Annotated in this window: 15 protein-coding genes and 1 pseudogene; 8 read left to right on the top strand and 8 right to left on the bottom strand. The window is 69.5% G+C overall.

Annotation, left to right across the window (positions count from 1 at the left end; all coding sequences use genetic code 11):
* Positions 1 to 53: 53 nt before the first annotated feature.
* The 6 genes from yjfF to ACN6LD_RS00850 form a co-directional block, all read right to left on the bottom strand.
* The gene (gene yjfF / locus ACN6LD_RS00875; RefSeq protein WP_319187562.1) at positions 54 to 1,076 is read right to left on the bottom strand and encodes a galactofuranose ABC transporter, permease protein YjfF; all 1,023 of its coding nucleotides are present in this window, start codon (positions 1,074 to 1,076) and stop codon (positions 54 to 56) included.
* Entirely contained in the window at positions 1,076 to 2,197 is a 1,122-nt protein-coding gene (locus tag ACN6LD_RS00870) for an ABC transporter permease (RefSeq protein WP_319187560.1), read from the bottom strand. Before ACN6LD_RS00870 ends, yjfF begins: the two co-directional genes overlap by 1 nt.
* Positions 2,194 to 3,726, bottom strand: coding sequence for a sugar ABC transporter ATP-binding protein (locus tag ACN6LD_RS00865; RefSeq protein WP_319187559.1), 1,533 nt, complete (start codon positions 3,724 to 3,726; stop codon positions 2,194 to 2,196). Before ACN6LD_RS00865 ends, ACN6LD_RS00870 begins: the two co-directional genes overlap by 4 nt.
* Positions 3,727 to 3,820: 94 nt before the next feature.
* Positions 3,821 to 4,825, bottom strand: coding sequence for an ABC transporter substrate-binding protein (locus ACN6LD_RS00860; protein ID WP_319187558.1), 1,005 nt, complete (start codon positions 4,823 to 4,825; stop codon positions 3,821 to 3,823).
* 133 nt (positions 4,826 to 4,958) lie between these two features.
* A complete protein-coding gene (locus ACN6LD_RS00855; protein WP_319187557.1) occupies positions 4,959 to 6,002 on the bottom strand; it encodes a LacI family DNA-binding transcriptional regulator in 1,044 nt (347 codons plus the stop codon).
* Positions 6,003 to 6,510: 508 nt separating this feature from the next.
* Entirely contained in the window at positions 6,511 to 7,407 is an 897-nt protein-coding gene (locus tag ACN6LD_RS00850; protein ID WP_445042194.1) for an SCO2400 family protein, read from the bottom strand.
* A gap of 258 nt (positions 7,408 to 7,665) precedes the next feature.
* Between ACN6LD_RS00850 and ACN6LD_RS00845 the strand changes: the two genes are divergently transcribed.
* The 8 genes and pseudogenes from ACN6LD_RS00845 to ACN6LD_RS00810 all read left to right on the top strand — a co-directional run bounded on the left by ACN6LD_RS00845 (position 7,666) and on the right by ACN6LD_RS00810 (position 18,169).
* A complete protein-coding gene (locus ACN6LD_RS00845; RefSeq protein ID WP_319196329.1) occupies positions 7,666 to 8,826 on the top strand; it encodes a mandelate racemase/muconate lactonizing enzyme family protein in 1,161 nt (386 codons plus the stop codon).
* Positions 8,823 to 9,827 carry a zinc-dependent alcohol dehydrogenase gene (locus ACN6LD_RS00840; protein ID WP_319196328.1) on the top strand — a complete coding sequence of 335 codons (1,005 nt, stop codon included), beginning with the start codon at positions 8,823 to 8,825 and terminating at the stop codon, positions 9,825 to 9,827. The genes ACN6LD_RS00845 and ACN6LD_RS00840 overlap by 4 nt, the downstream gene beginning before the upstream one ends.
* 121 nt (positions 9,828 to 9,948) lie before the next feature.
* Entirely contained in the window at positions 9,949 to 10,920 is a 972-nt protein-coding gene (locus ACN6LD_RS00835; protein ID WP_319196327.1) for a hypothetical protein, read from the top strand.
* 141 nt (positions 10,921 to 11,061) lie between these two features.
* Positions 11,062 to 12,168 (top strand): multiple monosaccharide ABC transporter substrate-binding protein, encoded by a 1,107-nt coding sequence (gene chvE, locus ACN6LD_RS00830; RefSeq protein WP_319196326.1) that lies wholly within the window; start codon positions 11,062 to 11,064, stop codon positions 12,166 to 12,168.
* A 32-nt stretch (positions 12,169 to 12,200) separates the two neighbouring features.
* Entirely contained in the window at positions 12,201 to 13,754 is a 1,554-nt protein-coding gene (gene mmsA / locus ACN6LD_RS00825; RefSeq protein WP_319196325.1) for a multiple monosaccharide ABC transporter ATP-binding protein, read from the top strand.
* Positions 13,751 to 14,998 (top strand): multiple monosaccharide ABC transporter permease, encoded by a 1,248-nt coding sequence (mmsB, locus tag ACN6LD_RS00820; RefSeq protein ID WP_319196324.1) that lies wholly within the window; start codon positions 13,751 to 13,753, stop codon positions 14,996 to 14,998. Before mmsA ends, mmsB begins: the two co-directional genes overlap by 4 nt.
* Positions 14,999 to 15,073: 75 nt before the next feature.
* A pseudogene (locus ACN6LD_RS00815) lies at positions 15,074 to 16,129 on the top strand (aldose epimerase family protein); the annotation flags it as partial.
* A 183-nt stretch (positions 16,130 to 16,312) separates the two neighbouring features.
* Positions 16,313 to 18,169, top strand: coding sequence for a pyridoxal phosphate-dependent aminotransferase (locus tag ACN6LD_RS00810; RefSeq protein ID WP_445042193.1), 1,857 nt, complete (start codon positions 16,313 to 16,315; stop codon positions 18,167 to 18,169).
* 6 nt (positions 18,170 to 18,175) lie between these two features.
* On the opposite strand, the gene ACN6LD_RS00805 is transcribed toward ACN6LD_RS00810, so the two are convergent.
* Together ACN6LD_RS00805 and ACN6LD_RS00800 are read right to left on the bottom strand one after the other, a co-directional pair.
* Positions 18,176 to 18,340: a hypothetical protein gene (locus tag ACN6LD_RS00805; RefSeq protein WP_415925053.1), complete on the bottom strand. Its 165-nt coding sequence runs from the start codon at positions 18,338 to 18,340 to the stop codon at positions 18,176 to 18,178.
* A 169-nt stretch (positions 18,341 to 18,509) separates the two neighbouring features.
* Positions 18,510 to 19,445, bottom strand: coding sequence for an arabinan endo-1,5-alpha-L-arabinosidase (locus ACN6LD_RS00800; RefSeq protein ID WP_445042192.1), 936 nt, complete (start codon positions 19,443 to 19,445; stop codon positions 18,510 to 18,512).
* Positions 19,446 to 19,708 lie beyond the last annotated feature (263 nt).

Below are 19,708 nucleotides of genomic sequence, written 5' to 3'. Positions count from 1 at the left end.
CGCTCGGGACCGCTTCGGGACCGCTCAGGGCCGCTTCGGGACCGCTCTTCGACTCAGGTCTTCTTCCGGGTCGTCATGAAGCGCTGGACCAGGATGAAGGCGCACAGCAGCACACCGGTGGCGATCTTCGTCCACCAGGAGCTCAGCGTGCCCTCGAACTGGATGATGCTCTTGATGAGGCCGAGCACCAGCACGCCGAACAGGGTTCCCAGCACATAGCCGGAGCCGCCGGTCAGCAGCGTGCCGCCGATGACGACCGCGGCGATCGCGTCGAGCTCCATGCCGGTGGCGTGCAGCGGGTCGCCGGACTGGATGTAGAGGGTGAACAGGAGACCGGCGAGCGCCGAGCAGAACCCGCTCACCGTGTACACGGCGATCTTCGTGCCGCCCTGCGGGAGGCCCATCAGCATGGCCGACTGCTCGTTGCCGCCGATCGCGTACACCCGGCGCCCGAAGCGCGTGTAGTGCAGGACGTAGAACGCCACGCCGAGGACCACCAGCGAGACGATCGCGCCGATCGACACGAAGCCCATCCCCAGCGACACCTGCGCCTGGGCCATGCTGCTCACCGAGGCGTCGCCGATCGAGATCGACTCCTTGCTGATGACCAGGCACAGACCGCGGAAGAGGAAGAGGCCGGCGAGGGTCACGATGAAGGGCTGGATCTCGAAGTTGTGGATCACATAGCCCATCAGGAAGCCGCCGAAGGCCCCCACCGCCAGCGCCATGGGGATCACGACGACGATCGGCAGCCCCTGGCGCTCCACCAGCCAGGCCGTGAACATCGTCGTGAAGCCGATCATCGAGCCCACGGAGAGGTCGATGCCGCCGGACAGGATGACGAAGGTGACGCCTACCGCGGCGACCAGCAGATAGCCGTTGTCGATGAACAGGTTCAGGAAGACCTGCGGTTCGGCGAACCCGTAGAACTGGTAGCGGCCGAGGCCCACCCCGTACATCACGAGGAACAGCAGGGCCGTCACGCCGACGGGCAGCCGCCGGTCGCCGAGCAGACGCGCGGCCTTGGACGGGGTACGGCTCTCGGAGGCCGTGGGGCTCTGGGTGGTCGCGCTCATCACGACACCTCCATCTTGGGAGCGGCCTCGGTCGCCGCGGCGGGGTCCGCCGGGGTCGCGGCCGGCTTGGCGCCGCTCTTCGCGCCGAACCGGGCGGCGAACTTCGCGCCGAAGACCTTGTCGCGGAACTTCGGGGACTGCAGCAGGCAGACGACGATGACGACGGCGGCCTTGAAGACCAGGTTGGTCTGGGTCGGCACGCCGATGGTGTAGATCGTGGTGGTCAGCGTCTGGATGACGAGGGCGCCGACCACCGTGCCGCCGATGGAGAACCGGCCGCCCAGCAGCGAGGTGCCGCCGATCACCACGGCGAGGATCGCGTCGAGTTCGATCCACAGGCCGGCGTTGTTGCCGTCGGCGGCCGAGGTGTTGGAGCTGATCATCAGGCCGGCGATGCCCGCGCAGAGCGCGCAGAACACGTAGACCAGGATCTTGATGCGACGGGACCTGATGCCGACCAGGCGGCTCGCCTCGGCGTTGCCGCCGACGGCCTCCACCAGCAGGCCGAGCGCCGTGCGGCGGGTCAGCGCCCCGGTGACGGCCACGACCGCGGCCACCACGAAGATGGAGAACGGCAGCGTCAGCCAGTAGCCGCCGCCGATCAGCTTGTACGGCTCGCTGTTGATGGTGATGATCTGGCCGTCGGTGATCAGCTGGGCGACACCGCGGCCGGCGACCATGATGATCAGGGTGGCGATGATCGGCTGGATGCCCATCCGGGCGACGAGGAAGCCGTTCCACAGACCGCAGACGACCGCGGCCAGCAGGCCGAGGCCCATGGCGAGCAGCACTCCGGACAGCGCGCCCTGGTCCTTCTGGTCGCTGATGTACGAGCAGGCCAGTGCTCCCGTGATGGCGACCACGGCGCCGACGGAGAGGTCGATGCCGCCGGTGGCGATGACCAGAGTCATGCCGACCGCCACCAGGATGAGCGGCGACCCGAACAGCACGATCGACACGAGGCTGCCGTAGAGGTGGCCGTCCGCCATCTTGATCGAGAAGAAGTCCGGCGTGAAGGGGACGTTGACGAGCAGCAGGAGCACGAGCACCGCCACCGGCCAGAACAGATGGTGCCGGGTCAGCGCCCGCCACCGGGAAGAGGTGGTCGAAGACGTGGTCACTGGTGCTCTCCGCTCGCGATGGTCTCCAGGATCCGGCTCGTGGTGATCTCGGGCCCGTTGGCGATCTGCGCCACCAGCCGGCGGTCGCGCAGCACTCCGATGGTGTGGCTGAGCCGGAGTACCTCCTCCAGCTCGGCCGCGATGTACAGCACGGACATCCCGTCCTCGGAGAGGGAGACGACGAGCTTCTGGATCTCCGCCTTCGCGCCGATGTCGATGCCGCGCGTCGGCTCGTCCAGGATCAGCAGCTTCGGCTGGGTGATCAGCCAGCGGGCGAGCAGCACCTTCTGCTGGTTGCCGCCGCTGAGCTGGCCCACCCTGGCCTCGGGGTTGGCGGGGCGGATGTCCAGGGCCTTGATGTACTTGGCGACCAGTTCGTCGCGCTGGGCGGCCGGGATGGGCCGCGTCCAGCCACGGGAGGCCTGCAGGGCCAGGATGATGTTCTCCCGCACCGTGAGATCGGGCACCAGGCCCTCGCTCTTGCGGTTCTCGGAGCAGAAGGCGACGCCCGCGCCGATCGCGTCGTTCGGTGCGCTCATCGAGACCTGCCTGCCGTCGATCGACACCGTGCCGGTGTCCGGCTGGTCGGCGCCGAAGAGCAGCCGGGCGAGTTCGGTGCGTCCCGAACCGAGCAGACCGGCGAGCCCGATCACCTCGCCCTTCTTGATCTCCAGGTCGAACGGCGCGATCCGGCCGGTCTTGCCGAGGCCCTCCGCGTGCAGCAGGCCCTCGCCCGCCTCGGCGCGCTGCTGCTGCTCCTGGAGCTCGTCGAGCTGGCCCATCGCCTTGCCGAGCATGAGCTGGACGAGGCCGACCTGGTCGAGGTCGCTCACCATGTGCTCGCCGACCAGGGTGCCGTTGCGCAGCACGGTCATCCGGTCGCAGATCTCGTAGATCTGGTCGAGGAAGTGCGACACGAACAGGATCGCCACGCCCTCGTCCTTCAACCGCCGCATCAGCGCGAACAGTTGCAGGACCTCGTCGCGGTCGAGGCTGGAGGTCGGCTCGTCGAGGATGAGCACCTTGGTGCCCGGTCCGTCGCCGCCGCCGGTGTTCAACGACCTGACGATCGCGACCAGTTGCTGCACGGCCAGCGGGTACGACGACAGCGGGGCGGAGACGTCGATGTCGAGTCCGAGCCGGTCCACCAGCTCCGCGGCCTCGCGGCGCAGCCGCTTCCACTGGATGCGGCCCATACGGGTGGGCTCACGGCCGATGAAGATGTTCTCCGCCACCGAAAGGTTGGGGCAGAGGTTGACCTCCTGGTAGACCGTGCTGATGCCGGCCTGCTGGGCCTGCAACGGGCTCGCGATACGCACGGACGCGCCGTCCAGCGTGATCGTGCCGCCGTCCAGGGAGTACACCCCGGTCAGTACCTTGATGAGGGTGGACTTGCCCGCCCCGTTCTCGCCCATCAGGGCGTGGATCTCGCCGGGGAAGAGCCGGAAGTCGACGCCCGACAGAGCCCGTACCCCCGGGAACTCCTTGACTATGCCCGCCATTTCCAGGACGGGCCGCGGCTCTGCCATGGCAGCGCTCCTCTTGATTGGTTCAGGCCCGCAGGGAGCCCCGGGACCGATGGCGCTCGGTCGGCCGGAGGCTCCCTGCCGGTGGGTGCGTCGGTCAGTACTTGCGGCTCGGGAGCGCGGCCTTGGCCTGGTCCTGCATGAAGTCGCCCTCCTTGGTCTTGATCCAGCGCTCGACCTTCTCGCCGTTCTTGACCTTCTTCACGACGTCCATCAGCTGGGGGCCGAGCAGCGGGTTGCACTCGACGATGGCGTTGATCTTGCCCTCGGACATGGCCACGAAGCCGTCCTTCACGCCGTCGATCGAGACGATCAGGATGTCCTTGCCGGGCTTCTTGCCGGCCGCCTCGATGGACTGGATGGCGCCGATGGCCATGTCGTCGTTGTGCGCGAACAGGACGTTGATGTCCGGGTTGGACTGCAGGAAGGCCGCCATGACCTGCTTGCCGCCGGCGCGGGTGAAGTCACCGGTCTGGCTGACGACGACCTTCCAGTCGTCCTTGTGCTCGGCGTCCATGACCTCCTTGAAGCCCTTGGCGCGCTCGATGGCCGGGGCGGCGCCGGTGGTGCCCTCAAGCTGGGCGATCTTCACCGGGGCCTTGAGGCCGGCCTTGGCGATGACCTTCTCGAGGATCTTGGCGGCGCGGCGGCCCTCGTCGGTGAAGTCGGAGCCGACGAGCGTGACGTACAGGGAGTCGTCCGAGGTCTCCACGGAGCGGTCGGTGAGGACCACCGGGATCTTCGCGGCCTTGGCCTCCTTGAGGATCGCGTCCCAGCCGGTGACGACCACCGGCGAGAAGGCGATGACGTCGACCTTCTGGGTGATGTAGCTGCGGATCGCGGAGATCTGGTTCTCCTGCTTCTGCTGCGCGTCGGAGAACTGCAGCTTGTAGCCGGCCTCCTTGGCGGCCGACTTCACGGAGTCCGTGTTGGCGCTGCGCCAGCCGCTCTCCGAGCCGACCTGGGAGAAGCCCAGCGTGATCGTCTTGCTGCCGCCGGAGGAGGAGTCGGAGGAGCTGTCGTCCTTCTTGGCACAGGCGGTGAGGCCGCCCGCCGCCGCCACGCCGACCGCGACGGTGAGGAAGTTCCTTCTGCTGAGCATGTTCTTCTCCTTTGAAGAGCCGGCCCGGGGACGGACCTGCTGGTACTTGAGGGGACCGGCTGCAGAGCGTCCAGCCTGTCGATCATTGTTCGGAATTTCGGCCACACGGCTGCGTATATCGGCCGACGGTAGGTCAGCGGGGTACGCCCTCCGGTTGAGCGGTTTGAGGGAACGTACTCGCGCGGACGACGAGTTGGGGTTCGATCGCGATCCGGGGCGTGGCGGGCGGCCGGCCCTCGATCAGCTCCAGGAGCAGTGCGATGCCGCGCCTGCCCACCGTCGCGAAGTCCTGCCGGACGGTGGTCAGGGGAGGTGCGAAGTACTCCGACTCCGGGATGTCGTCGAAGCCGACCACCGCCACGTCCTGCGGTGTGCGGACCCCCGCTTCCCGCAGGGCCCGCAACACCCCCAGCGCCATCTGGTCGTTGGCGGCGAAGACCGCGGTCAGCCCCCGGCCCACCCAGCCGGCCAGTTCCTGGCCCGCACGGTAGCCCGACAGCGGACTCCAGTCGCCGCACAGCGTCATGGGCGGCTCCACGCCCGCCTCCTCGAGGGTCGCCCGCCAGCCGGCGGCCCGGTCGGCCGCCTCCTGCCAGTCCTCGGGCCCGGCGAGATGCCAGACGCTGCGGTGGCCGGCGGCCAGCAGATGCCCCGTCGCCAGCCGCGCCCCCAGATGCTGGTCCACGCTGACGCTCGGGATGTCCACCCCCGAACCGCTGCCCACGATCACCACGGGGAACGGGTGACGCAGTTCGGCCAGCGCGTCCACCGCGGACCGCTGCGGGGCGATGACGACCACGCCTTCGACCCCGCCCTCGCTGAGGTGGTCCAGGGCCTCGGAGAGCGTCTCCATGGTCAGTTTGCGCAGGCTGACCGTCGAGACGAGATACCCCTCGGAGCGTGCCGCCTCCTCGAGCGCGAACAGCGTGCTGGCCGGCCCGTAGAGGGTGGTGTCGGAAGCGACCACGCCGAGCGTCCGGGTGCGCCGGGTCGCCAGGGCCCGTGCGGAGAAGTTGCGGCGATAGCCCATCTCCTCGATCGCGCGGAGCACTCTGGCCCGTGTCTCCTCCCGCACGTTGGGGTGATCCCCCAGCACACGGGACACGGTCTGGTGGGACACGCCGGCCTGGCGTGCCACGTCGGCCATGGTGGGCGGCCGAAGCCTGGTGTGTGCCACGTGCGCCCCTCCTTGGCTCTCGTTCGTGGATACGACCTGCGATGCGGGCGGAGTGTTCCGCGCCGCGGATGTCACTCCGGGGTCCCGGAGGACCCAACGGAAGCGACGGAAACGACGAGTCGGGACGCTGTGCGCACGACGCTCGACCTCCCCTGCCCCGTTGGGCGTTGACTGGTGAACGCGGAGGTCATTGTGAGCGCTAACAATTCATGGCGGTCAAGAGGGTTGCGGGCAATGGTCGTCACGGTTCCATAACGCGAAGTGTCCCGTTGGCGCATATGGCCAGGTCACGAGCCCTTTTGGCGAATCCGGGCACCCGGGCCGGGCGGAGGCCCGACGGCGGCCCCTGCGGTCGCCGCGGACCTCGACGGGGCCCCGCCGGACGGTCTTCGCCACCCGGGGGACGCCCTGCACGTCACCCTGGACGGGATGTCCAAACAGGCCGGCGAACCGCACAACTGCGCGCAGAATCAACCATCGACGGGCCGCCGGAAGGCTCCGCGGAGCCTCAGGAGCACCACCACAGGAACCGGGTGCAGGTCTGCGAGGGCGAGGGCTTCGGGGACGAGGCCGGCGTCGACGCGCCGGAGGCCGGGGTGGCGCCCGAGTCGTCGTCCGACGGGGCCTTCGACCCGGAGGAGCCGGGGCGGGCACCCGACTGGGCTTCCCTGTCCGGGCCCGGCGTGGCGGTCCCGGCCGTCGGGGACGGCGAGGCCGACGCAGACCCGGAGGCGGAGGCCGAGACGGAGGCGTCCGGGGAGGGCGAGGCCTCGCCCGTGCCGGCCCGGTCGTCCAGGGGCCGCCCGGACGCACTCGGCTCCGCCTCCGACCCGTCGACCTCGGCCGACTCCCCGCCGGCCGCCGCAGGGTTGGCCGGCGAGGAGAAACCCGGCGCGTCCACGCCCAGCTCGGCCAGGCTCAGGCCGCCCGCCGCCAGCACGAAGCCGACGCCGATCAGCACCACGCGCCTGCGGCGCCGGCGGTGGGCGGAGGCCTTGCGGTCGCGACGGCTCACGTCCGGTGCGCCGGGCGCGCCGCCCGGCCCCCGTCGGCCGCCCCGGCCCTGCTCCCGGCGGCGCGCGGCCCGCCCCTGCGCCCCGTCGTCCCCGACGCCCCCGACGCCCCCGACGCCCCCGACGCCGGGATCGTCGCGCTCGCCGGGAGGTTCGCGATCGTCACGAGCGGCGCGGTCGTCCCACGTGGCACCGGGCGTCTCGTGCGCCGACGCGTCACCGTGGGGTTCCGGCTCGTAGGCCGCCGGTTCCGGCTCGTACCGCTCCGGCTCGTATCGCTCCGGCCCGTCCGCGTCCTGCGGATACGCGCGTAGCTGTCGGGCAGGTGCGCCGCACCCCGGGCAGGCGAGGGCGCCGTTGAGGTGCCGTCGGCACGGGTGGCAGTAGTCCATGACGCGGAGAGACTAAGTTCCCGGAAGAGCGCGTTCCCGGTTGCGCCTGTGAAAGTTGTGTGGGAAACCGGCCATACGGCGCGTCAACTAGAGTGACCTACCCCACAACGTCTCGACCCAATGTCCGAAAGCGTCACCGAAACTGTCGAAAGTGATACCTGTTCGCCCCATTGACACCCCGCTCACGCGGTCTTTACTGTCTGGTCAGCATTTCGAACGCGTGACGAAATCTCGAACGGCTCCGAAGGGTTTACTTCCGTGCGCATCACCGGAATCAGCACGCATGTGGTCGGGACGCCGTGGCGCAACCTGACCTACGTCCTGGTGCACACCGACGAGGGCCTGACGGGCGTCGGGGAGACCCGCATGCTGGGTCACACCGACGCGCTGATCGGCTACCTGAAGGAGGCCGAGGCCAATCACATCCTCGGCTCCGATCCGTTCGCTGTCGAGGACCTCGCGCGCCGCATGAAGTACGGCGACTACGGACGGGCCGGCGAGATCGTGATGTCGGGCATCGCGGTCGTCGAGATGGCCTGCTGGGACATCAAGGGCAAGGCGCTCGGCGTGCCGGTCTGGCAGCTGCTCGGCGGGAAGGTCACCGACAAGGTCAAGGCCTACGCCAACGGCTGGTACACCACCGAGCGGACCCCGGAGGCCTACCACAAGGCCGCCAGGAGCGTCATGGAGCGCGGCTACCAGGCACTCAAGATCGACCCCTTCGGCACCGGGCACTTCGAGCTGGACCACCAGCAGAGCCTGTACGCCGTCTCCCTGATCGAGGCCGTGCGCGACGCCATCGGGCCGGACGCCGAGCTGATGCTGGAGATGCACGGCCGCTTCTCCCCCGCCACCGCCGTACGGCTGGCCAAGGAGCTCGCGCCCTTCAAGCCCGCGTGGCTGGAGGAGCCCTGCCCGCCGGAGAACCTGAAGGCCCTGGAGAAGATCGCCGCCAAGGTCGACATCCCGGTCGCCACCGGTGAGCGCATCCACGACCGCATCGAGTTCCGCGAGCTGTTCGAGAGCCAGGCCGTCGACATCATCCAGCCGGACGTCGGTCACATCGGCGGCATCTGGGAGACCCGCAAGCTCGCCGCCACCGCCGAGGCGCACTACGTGCTCGTCGCCCCGCACAACGTCGGCGGACCGGTCCTCACGGCCGCCTCCCTGCAGGTCGGGTTCGCCACCCCGAACTTCAAGATCCTCGAGCACTTCAACGACTTCGCCGACGCGGAGATCAAGAAGGTCGTCAAGGGCGCGCCCGAAGTGGTCGACGGCTACTTCCACCTCTCCGACAAGCCCGGGCTCGGCGTCGAGCTGGACGTGGACGCGGCCGCCGAATTCCCGCAGCAGCAGGCTCGCTTCGACCTCTGGGCCGAGGGATGGGAACAGCGCAAGCCGAAGGCCGCCGAGCAGTGAGCACAGCCGTCGTGGTCGAGGCGCCGGGCGAGCACCGCATCGTCCCGCACGAACCGCGGCAGCCGGACCCCGGCGAAGCGCTGGTCCGCGTCCACGCGACCGGCATCTGCGGCAGCGACCGCGAGGTGTACCACGGCAACCGGCCCGAGGGGTACGTGCGCTACCCGGTGACCCCCGGCCACGAGTGGTCCGGGACGGTCGAGGCGGTCGGCGCCGGCGTTCCCCTGTCGCTCGTCGACCGCAAGGTGGTGGGTGAGGGCTTTCGCAACTGTCAGGTCTGCGACCGCTGCCACACGGGCGCGACGACGCTGTGCACGGAAGGGTACGAGGAGACCGGTTTCACACAGCCGGGGGCGATGGCCGCCACCCTCACCCTGCCGGCCCGGCTGCTGCACGCCCTCCCCGACGGCGCCGACCTCACCGCGGCGGCCCTGCTGGAACCGGCGGCCTGCGTCGCGGCCGCCGCGATCAAGGCGCACGCCCTGCCGGGCGAGAGGGTGGCCGTCGTCGGCACCGGGACGCTCGGCATGTTCGCCGTGCAGTTCCTGAAGGCGGGCTCGCCCGCCGAACTGCTGGTCGTCGGCACGCGCGGCGACCGGGAGGCGCTCTCCCGGCAGTTCGGCGCCACCGACTTCCGCACCTGTGACCAAGAACTCCCGGACGACATCGACGTCGTCATCGAGACCGCAGGGTCCACGACCGCCGCACTGACCGCCGCCTCGCTGCTCAGGCGCGGCGGCCGGCTGGTGCTGACGGGCATCCCGGCGCCCGGTGCGGCCGGGCTGGACCCGACAGACCTCGTCGTACGGCAACTGGAGGTGCACACCGTCTTCGGGGCTCCACCGGACGCCTGGGCCTACACGGTCCGGGTGTTCGGGGCCGGGCTGCTCGATCCGCTGCCGCTCATCACGCACGAGCTGCCGCTGACCGCGTTCGCCGATGCCATCGAGCTGGTCGGCTCCGGTGATCCGAAGGTGGGCAAGGTGCTGCTCAGGCCGTAGGCCCCCGCCAAGCCGTACGCCGGCTCGGGGCGTCCTGACGCGTCCCGGGCCGGTGTACACCCAGCCCAGCACGACCTGAGCCGCGAACCTTGACCGACATATCGAACACGAAGGACGGCATGTGACCACCGACGCTTCCACCACGGCAGCTCGCCGACCTGGTGAGCAGGCGCTCGCCACGCTCGGCCTGGGCGCGCCCGCTCTCGATCCCGCCGACGCCTCACCCCACGGGTTCCCGGGCGGCGGCCGCTGGCGCACCGAGGTCCCTTCGTGCGAGGGCCCCGAAGCGCTGGCCGTCATACTGAAAGAGGCCTCACGCCTCGACGTGCCGATCCACCGGATCAGCCAGGGCAGCGGCGTGTGGATGCTGACCGACGCCGAGATCACCGACATGGTCGACTCCACGGCCGAGCGTGACATCGAGCTGTGCCTGTTCACCGGCCCGCGCGGCACCTGGGACATCGGCGGCTCGACCCGTACCGACTCCCGCGGCAGCGGACCGCGTGCCCGCGGGCACGACGCCGTCGCCGGGTGCGTGGAAGACGCCCTGCGGGCGACGGAGTTGGGCGTCAAGTGCCTGCTCGTCGCCGACGAGGGCGTGCTGTGGACGCTGCACCGCGCCCGCACGGCCGGCGTCATCCCGGCCGACACGACGCTGAAGGTGTCGGCGCTCATCGGCCCCGTCAACCCGGCCGCGTACGCGGTGTACGAGCGTCTCGGCGCCGACTCGGTCAACGTGCCCAGCGACCTGACGCTCGATCATCTCACGGAGATCCGGCGGGTGTCGGCCGCTCCCATGGACATGTACATCGAGGCCCCCGACGATCTCGGGGGGTACATTCGGATGTACGAGGTCGCCGAGCTGATCCGGCGCGGCGCACCGCTCTACCTGAAGTTCGGCCTCTCCAAGGCGCCGGGCATCTACCCTTACGGCCACCACATGCGCGATGTGGCGCTCGCCACAGCCCGGGAACGGGTACGTCGCGGACGTCTCGCCCTCGACCTGCTCGCCCGCCATGGGGCGGACATTGACATGGCCCCCCTCGGCTCGCGACTACCCGGTGAACTGAACAGGTTCGACGCCGGGTCATAACGTTCCGGAAACCTTGCTTCACAGAAGCCGACACAGGCGCGCAGAATCCCACACATCGCTCCTCGGTCTTTCCGGCGTCGCTCCGGAAGCGTCCTTCGCAGCGCGAGACCGATCCCTGCACACACATCAAGGATGATCACCATGCGCAACCGCAGAGCCGCCCTCGCCGCCATAGCCGGAGCCGCTTCCCTCGCCCTCACCCTGTCCGCCTGCGGGCAGTCCGGTGAAGGCGGCAGCGAGGAGAAGGCGGGTGACGCCAAGGGCGGCACCATCGGCATCGCGATGCCGACCAAGTCCTCCGAGCGCTGGATCACCGACGGCGCCAACGTCGAGAAGGACCTGAAGGCCAAGGGTTACAAGACCAAGCTGGTCTTCGGCGAGGACGACCCCGACCAGCAGGTCTCGCAGATCGAGAACCTGATCACCCAGGGCGTCAAGGCACTGATCATCGCGGCGATCGACAACAAGTCGCTGAACAACGTCCTCCAGCAGGCCGCCGACGCCAAGATCCCGGTCATCTCCTACGACCGCCTGATCCTCGGCTCGAAGAACGTCGACTACTACGCGTCCTTCGACAACGAGAAGGTCGGCAAGCTCCAGGCCACCTACCTCGTGGACAAGCTGGGCCTGGCGTCCGGCAAGGGCCCCTTCAACATCGAGCTCTTCGCCGGCTCCAACGACGACAACAACACCAAGTACTTCTTCAACGGTGCGATGAGCGTGCTCAAGCCGTACATCGACAGCAAGAAGCTCGTCGTCAAGTCCGGCCAGACCGCGATGACCCAGGTCACCACCCTGCGCTGGGACGGCGCCACCGCCCAGAAGCGCATGGAGGACATCCTCACCTCGTCGTACAAGAGCGGCCGGGTCGACGCCGTGCTCTCGCCCTACGACGGCATCTCCATCGGCATCATCGCCGCGCTGAAGTCGGACGGCTACGGCACCGCCGCCAAGCCCCTGCCGGTCATCAGCGGTCAGGACGCCGAGCTCGCCTCCGTCAAGTCGATCATCGCCGGCCAGCAGTCGATGACCGTCTACAAGGACCTCCGCAAGCTCGCCCAGGTCGCCACGGACATGGTCGACGCCACCCTGAACGGCAAGAAGCCCGAGATCAACGACACCAAGTCGTACGACAACGGCACCAAGGTCGTCCCCGCCTACCTGCTGCAGCCGGTGAGCGTCGACAAGACGAACTACCAGAAGGAGCTCGTCGACGGCGGCTACTACACCGCGGACCAGCTCAAGTAAGCGTCGAACCTTACGGATTGGAAGGCACGACCATGGCGGGACCCGTCCTGGAAATGCGCTCGATCGTCAAGACCTTTCCCGGCGTCAAGGCGCTGTCAGACGTCTCATTGACCGTCCGTCAGGGCGAGGTCCACGCCATCTGCGGTGAGAACGGCGCCGGGAAGTCCACCTTGATGAAGGTGCTCTCCGGCGTCCATCCCCACGGCAGCTACGACGGCGACATCCTCTTCGAGGGGGAGGTCGTCCGGTTCAAGGACATCCGGGCGAGCGAGCAGCACGGCATTGTGATCATCCACCAGGAGCTGGCGCTGTCGCCGTACCTCTCCCTGGCGGAGAACATCTTCCTCGGCAACGAACACGCCAAGGGCGGGTTCATCGACTGGCGGGAGACCCTGCGGCACGCCTCGGAGCTGCTGCGGCGGGTGGGTCTCGACGACCACCCGGAGACCCGCGTCGCCGACATCGGCGTCGGCAAGCAGCAGCTCGTGGAGATCGCGAAGGCGCTCTCCAAGAAGGTGAAGCTGCTCATCCTCGACGAGCCCACCGCGGCGCTGAACGACGAGGACAGCGGCAAGCTCCTGGACCTGATCCTGGAGCTGAAGAAGCAGGGCATCACCTCGATCATCATCTCCCACAAGCTCAACGAGATCCGCAAGGTCGCGGACTCGGTGACGATCATCCGCGACGGGCACTCCATCGAGACGCTCGACGTGAAGTCGGCGGAGACGACCGAGGACCGGATCATCAGCGGCATGGTCGGCCGCGACCTCGACCACCGCTTCCCCGAGCGCACTCCGCACGAGGCGGCGGACAAGGACGCGGCTCCGGCCCTGGAGATCCGCGACTGGACCGTGCACCACCCGATCGACCAGCAGCGCAAGGTGGTCGACGACGTGTCGATCCAGGTGCGCCGCGGGGAGATCGTCGGCATCGCCGGCCTGATGGGCGCGGGCCGCACGGAGCTCGCCATGAGCGTCTTCGGACGCGCCTACGGCCGGCACGCGGGCGGCACCGTCCTCAAGGACGGCAAGGAGATCCGTACGAAGACGGTCGCCGAGGCCATCGGCCACGGGATCGCGTACGTCACCGAGGACCGCAAGCACTACGGCCTCAACCTCATCGACACGATCAACCGCAACATCTCGCTGACCGCCCTGAACAAGGTCGCGAAGCGGGGCGTGGTCGACGAGCACGAGGAGCGGCAGGTCTCCGAGGGCTTCCGCAAGTCGATGAACATCAAGGCTCCGACCGTCTTCGAGCCGGTGGGCAAGCTGTCCGGCGGCAACCAGCAGAAGGTCGTCCTCAGCAAGTGGATCTTCGCGGGTCCGGACGTGCTGATCCTGGACGAACCGACGCGCGGTATCGACGTCGGCGCCAAGTTCGAGATCTACACGGTCATCGACCAGCTGGCCGCCCAGGGCAAGGCGGTCGTCTTCATCTCCTCCGAGCTGCCGGAACTGCTCGGTATGTGCGACCGCATCTACACGATGGCCGCCGGACGGCTCACGGGCGAGTTCCCGCGGGCCGAGGCCACGCAGGAAGTGCTGATGCGTCAGATGACGAAGGACAAAGAGGTAACGCGATGAGCACGGACGTGACCGACAAGAGCCCGGCGGCCGCGCCGCCCGGGAAGAGCGGGGGCTCCGCCTCCGGCGGCGGGCTGCTGCAGGTGATGCTCGACGGCCTGCGCCGCAACATGCGCCAGTACGGCATGCTGATCGCGCTCGGCCTGCTCGTCGTCCTGTTCCAGGTGTGGACCGGCGGCGACCTGCTGCTGCCGCGCAACGTCTCCAACCTGGTCCTGCAGAACAGCTACATCCTGATCCTCGCGATCGGCATGATGCTGGTGATCATCGCGGGCCACATCGACCTGTCGGTCGGCTCGCTGACGGCGTTCACGGGCGCCTTCGCGGCCGTCCTCACCGTCCAGCACGACGTGGCGTGGCCCGTCGCGCTGGTGCTGTGCCTGATCGTGGGCGCGGCGGCCGGCTCGGTGCAGGGCTTCCTGATCGCCTATCTCGGCATACCCTCCTTCATCGTCACCCTGGCGGGCATGCTGCTCTTCCGCGGTCTGACGGAGATCTTCCTGAAGGGCCAGACCCTCGGCCCGTTCCCGGACGGTCTGCAGAAGATGGGCAACGGCTTCCTGCCGGAGGTCGGCCCGAACACCAACTACCACAACATCACGCTGCTGCTGGGCTTCGCCCTGCTGGCCTTCGTGGTCCTCCAGGAGATCCGGGACCGCAAGCGTCAGCAGGAGTTCGCGCTCGACGTGGTGCCGAGGAACCTCTTCCTGCTCAAGCTCGTCGCCATCGCCGCCGCGGTCCTCACGGTCACGATGCTGCTCGCCAGCTACAAGGGCGCGCCGATCATCCTGATCATCCTCGGCCTGCTGGTGGTCGGCTACGGCTACATCATGCGCAACGCCGTCTTCGGCCGTCACATCTACGCGATCGGCGGCAACCTGCCGGCGGCGAAGCTGTCCGGCGTCAAGGACAAGAAGGTCACCTTCCTCGTCTTCCTGAACATGGGCGTGCTCGCGGCCCTGGCGGGTCTCGTGGTCGCCGCCCGGCTGAACGCGGCGTCGCCGAAGGCCGGTCTCAACTTCGAACTCGAGGCGATCGCCTCGTCGTTCATCGGCGGCGCGTCCATGAGCGGCGGCGTCGGCACGGTCCTCGGCGCGATCATCGGTGGTCTCGTCCTCGGTGTGCTGAACAACGGCATGAACCTCCTGAGCGTCGGCACCGACTGGCAGCAGGTCATCAAGGGCCTCGCCCTGCTGATCGCGGTCGGGTTCGACGTCTGGAACAAGCGCAAGTCCGGTTCCTGAACCGAGGAGCGGGCCCCGCCGGAAGGCGGGGCCCGCTCGTGTTTCCAGGGGCGGGCGGCAACGGGAAGTGGAAGGCGGGAAACAGTGAAGACGCTCTTCGGCGTGCTGGCCGACGGCACCGAGGTCTCCAGCTGGGCGCTGGAGAACGGCGGGACCCGGCTGAAGGTCCTCGACTACGGCGGCATCGTGCAGTCTCTGGAGATCCCCGACCGGGACGGCCGGTACGCCAACGTCTCCCTCGGGTTCTCCGCCCTCGACGACTACGTGGCCGGCAGCCCGTACTTCGGAGCCCTGATCGGCCGCTTCGGCAACCGCATCGCCGCGGGCCGCTTCACCCTGGACGGCGAGAGCCACCAGCTGCCCCTCAACGACGGGGACCGGAGTCTGCACGGCGGCACCGAGGGCTTCGACCGGCGCGTCTGGGACGTCGAGCCGTTCACCGAGGGCCCGGACGTCGGTCTGCGCCTGCGCCTGACGAGCCCCGACGGCGACATGGGCTACCCCGGCACGCTCGAGGTGACGGTGACGTACACCCTCACCGGCGGCGGCGACTGGCGCATCGACTACGAGGCCACCACCGACAAGGCCACCGTCGTCAACCTCACCAACCACGTCTACTGGAACCTCGCCGGCGAGGGCAGCGGCTCGGTGCACGACCACGAGCTGGAGATCGCCGCCGCCCGCTACCTGCCCGTGGACCAGGGGCTCATCCCCACCGGCGAACCGGCCGACGTCGCCGGCACCCCGTTGGACTTCCGCACGGCCAAGGCGGTCGGCCGGGATCTGCGCGTCGCCCACGAGCAGACGCTGCACTGCAAGGGCGTCGACCACAACTACGTCCTCGACAAGGGCGTCACCGCCCGGCCCGAGCCGGTCGCCGTCCTGCGCGACCCCGCCTCCGGCCGCACCCTGAGCATCGCGACCACCGAGCCGGGCCTGCAGTTCTACTCGGGCAACTTCCTGGACGGCACGCTCGTCGGCGCCGGCGGCCGCACCTACCGTCAGGGCGACGCGCTCTGCCTGGAGACCCAGCACTTCCCGGACGCGCCGAACCGGCCTTCGTTCCCCTCCACGGTGCTGCGCCCGGGGCAGACGTACCGGACGACGACGGTCCATTCGTTCGGCTCCTGAGCCGCCAGCACCTCCGACGACCTCGGATTCACAGCTAAACCACAACTTCTTACCGATTTCTCAGCGGTTGAACACCACCACCCGAACCCCCGTATGTATGGACGGCCCGTGCTCCCCCGCGCGGGCCACCCAATGACGACGGGCCCGGTCGTCCCCGCCGGGCCCGCCCCATACGGAGGTTCCATGGCCGACAACGTCTCCTCGTTGTTCCGCAACAACGCGGCGCACAGCCCGTCGATGGCGGCGCTGACACGGGAGGGCGGCGAGGGGGTCGGCCCGGTGGACTTCTGCATACCCTGCAACCCCTACTTCCCCACCCCGGCGATGTTCGACGAGATGGCGGCCCGGCTGCGCGACATCATCACGTACTACCCGAGCAGCGCCGACACGATCACCGCGGAACTGTGCAGTCTGCTGCAGCTCCCTCCGCAGGCCGTCGCCATGGGCAACGGCTCGACCGAGCTGATCACCTGGATCGACCATCTGCTGGTCCGTGAGTCCCTCGCCGTCCCCGTCCCGACCTTCGGCCGCTGGACCGACCAGCCCATGGAGACCGGCAAGCGGGTCGACATGTTCCCGCTCCAGGAGTCCAGCGGCTTCGCCCTGGACCTCGCGCAGTACTCCGAGTTCATCCGGGCGCGCGGCACCAGGGCCGCGGTCATCTGCAACCCGAACAACCCCGACGGCGGGTTCCTGCACAAGCACGCCATCGTCCAGTTCATGGACGCGATGGCCGACCTGGACCTGATCGTCATCGACGAGTCGTTCCTGGAGTTCGCGGACGCCGAGGCCGAGCCGAGCGTCGTCCAGGAGGCGATGCTGCGGCCCAACGTGATCGTCCTGCGCAGCCTGGGCAAGAACTTCGGCCTGCACGGCATCCGCTTCGGCTACCTGGTCGCCAACCCGGCGCTGGCCGGCCGGGTCCGCTCGATGCTCCCGAAGTGGAACCTCAACTCCTTCGCGGAACACGTCGTGTTCATCCTCAAGCAGCACGGCGCGGAGTACGCGCAGAGCCTGCAGCAGATACGCCGGGACCGCCTCGACATGGCGAGCCAGCTCAGCGCCCTGCCGGGCCTGACCGTCTACCCCTCCCAGGGGAACTTCCTCTTCGTGCGCCTGCCCGTCGGCGCCGAGGGCACCGTGGTGCGCGACCGGCTGCTCGCCGAGCACCGCATCCTGGTCCGCGAGTGCGGCAACAAGATCGGTTCGTCGAGCCGCTTCCTGCGGCTCGTGGTGCGCCCCCAGGTGGACGTGCGCCGTCTGGTGTCCGGAATGGAGCAAGTGCTGTACGGGACCAGGAGGGGAGCCCCCGTGCCCGAGCTGAGCGCCGGCGCCGGCTACAGCTCGGGCACGGCGGCGGTGGACCGGCTGGTCACCAACGGGGCGGGCATGCCCGGCCTCGCCGCTCAGGCCATGGGCATGGCGCCGCCGGGACTGGCCGCCGCCCCGGCCGCCGCCGCCGTCGCCGCGGCGATGCCCGCCGCCGCGATGGCCCCGGCCATGGCCCCTGCGACGGCGCAGCCCGCGCCGTCCGAGGGCGCCGGGGTGCCGCTGCCGGCCGCGGCACAGATCTTCCCCCAGTCCGTGCCCGCCCCGGCCCCGGCCCCGGCACCCGCGCCCGCTCCCGCCCCGGCCCCCGTTCCGGCGCCGGCCCCCATGGCCCCGGCGGCGGCGATGGCCCCGGCGGCCATGGCGCCTCCGCCGATGTCCCCGGCCGCGATGTCGCCGGCCGCGATGTCGCCGGCCGCGATGTCGCCTCCGCCCATGTATCCGGCGGCCATGTCGCCGGCCGCCATGGCCCCTCCGCCCATGTCGCCGGCCGCGATGTCTCCCGCGGCGATGTCCCCCGCGATGGCCCCGCCCATGGCGCCGGTCGCTCCCGCCCCGCCGATGGGCCCGACGCCGCCCGGCGTCCCGGCCCGCGGCGGCCTCACGGCCGCCCAGGTCAGGGGCACCAACGGTCTCTCCCCCGCCGCGGCGACCGGCTGGCCCAACGCCCAGAGCTGGCCGAACGCCGCGGGGATGGGCCAGGCGGGTTAGGACAGATCACGGGTCACGCGCGAGAGGTTCGGTGACGGCGGACCCGCGGACCCACGGACCCGCCGTCACCGAACTTCCCTGCACGGGGCTGAGCTTCCACTGCTGGCAGGTGCTGCTCGGCCATGTCCACCGGCGGACGTCGGCCGCGGCCGCCGTGGAGCAGTTCGCCACGTCGCCGACCTTGCCGGCTCACTGGTCGACGACGCGGACGTAGTACGAGATCCAGGGGTCGGCGCCCTCCTGGGTCTTGACCGGGTCGGTGAAGGTGGCCGCGCTCGCCGAAGGCTGTCCGGCCGCCAGGGCGAGCAGCAGCGCGGTCAGGTCGGCAGGGTCGGGAGGGTCAGGAGGCGACGGGCCATCCGCTGCTCCAGTTCAGTAGGTTGACGCCCAGCCTGGGCGTGCCGTTGGTGTTGCCGTCGTAGTAGTGGTAGACGATCAGGTCGCCGTCCGTGTCGTGCAGGATCGACTGGCCGCCGGGGCCGATGTAGCGCCCGTGCGACTCCAGGACCGGTGTGCCGCCGTCGTTGGTCATCGCGACGCCGTTCCTGTCGCGGTAGGGCCCCGTGACGCTGGTGGCGCGGCCCACCTTGACCTTGTAGGTGGAGCTGGTGCCGGCGCAGCAGGTGTCGTACGAGGCGAAGAGGTAGTAGAAGCCGTTGCGCTTCACGACGAAGGGCGCCTCGACGGCGTTCGGAGGGGTGCCGCGGGACGCGATGGAGCGCCGGGCGGTGTCGGAGGAGAGCTGTTTGCCGGTGGACGGGTCGATCCGGATCATCTTGATCCCCGTCCAGAAACTCCCGAACGACAGCCACCAGGAGCCGTCGTCGTCCACGAAGAGGTTCGGGTCGATGGCGTTGTAGTCGTTCGAGGCGGTGGAGGTGTACACGATGCCGCGGTCGCTCCAGGAGCCCGGCAGGCCGGTGCTCGACACGGCCAGGCCGATCGCCGACCGGTTGGTCCTGAAGGTGGAGACGGCGTAGTACATCAGGTACTTGCCGCCCTGGTACGAGATGTCGGGCGCCCAGGCCTCGGTGGTGCCGTAGGACGACCACCAGCCGGGCCTGCCGGCGAAGGCGTCGCCGCCCGCGCTGTACGTCCTGCGGTCGGTGGAGGTGCGGTAGGAGAGTCCGCCGCCGGTCGCGTAGAGCAGGTACCGGCCGCCAGGGGTCCGGATCATCGTCGGGTCGTGCACGACCGTGGCCCCGGTGACGGTGCCGGGGTCGGGGTAGGCGGAGGCGATGGAGGGCGTCAGGGCCAGCAGGATCGCGGCCGGCACGCAGAGCAGCGCCGCCCACCGTGACGGGCGGGATGTACGGGGCGGGCAGGAGGGGCGGGATGTACGTGACAGGCGGGACGGGCGGGGTGTACGTGACAGGCGGGACGGGTGTGAAGTGCGGGGCGTGCGGCTCATGCGAACGCTCCTTCAGTGGGGGACTTCACCGTTCGTGACGCCGAACGACAGTCGCGTCGCCGGACGGTGAACGTAGAATCGAACGCTTTGCGCGTCAACGGTTCTCGCGCCACCGCGAAAGTCTTCGA

Source organism: Streptomyces sp. SAS_272 (genome assembly GCF_052543235.1).
Note: the sequence above shows the minus strand (reverse complement) of the source record. Positions and strands in the feature narration are given on the sequence as shown.

Coding starts and splice junctions, on each gene's coding strand:
- yjfF (WP_319187562.1), bottom strand. CDS start 1,076: ATGAGCGCGACCACCCAGAGCCCCACGGCCTCCGAGAGCCGTACCCCG.
- ACN6LD_RS00865 (WP_319187559.1), bottom strand. CDS start 3,726: ATGGCAGAGCCGCGGCCCGTCCTGGAAATGGCGGGCATAGTCAAGGAG.
- ACN6LD_RS00860 (WP_319187558.1), bottom strand. CDS start 4,825: ATGCTCAGCAGAAGGAACTTCCTCACCGTCGCGGTCGGCGTGGCGGCG.
- ACN6LD_RS00850 (WP_445042194.1), bottom strand. CDS start 7,407: ATGGACTACTGCCACCCGTGCCGACGGCACCTCAACGGCGCCCTCGCC.
- chvE (WP_319196326.1), top strand. CDS start 11,062: ATGCGCAACCGCAGAGCCGCCCTCGCCGCCATAGCCGGAGCCGCTTCC.
- mmsA (WP_319196325.1), top strand. CDS start 12,201: ATGGCGGGACCCGTCCTGGAAATGCGCTCGATCGTCAAGACCTTTCCC.
- mmsB (WP_319196324.1), top strand. CDS start 13,751: ATGAGCACGGACGTGACCGACAAGAGCCCGGCGGCCGCGCCGCCCGGG.
- ACN6LD_RS00810 (WP_445042193.1), top strand. CDS start 16,313: ATGGCCGACAACGTCTCCTCGTTGTTCCGCAACAACGCGGCGCACAGC.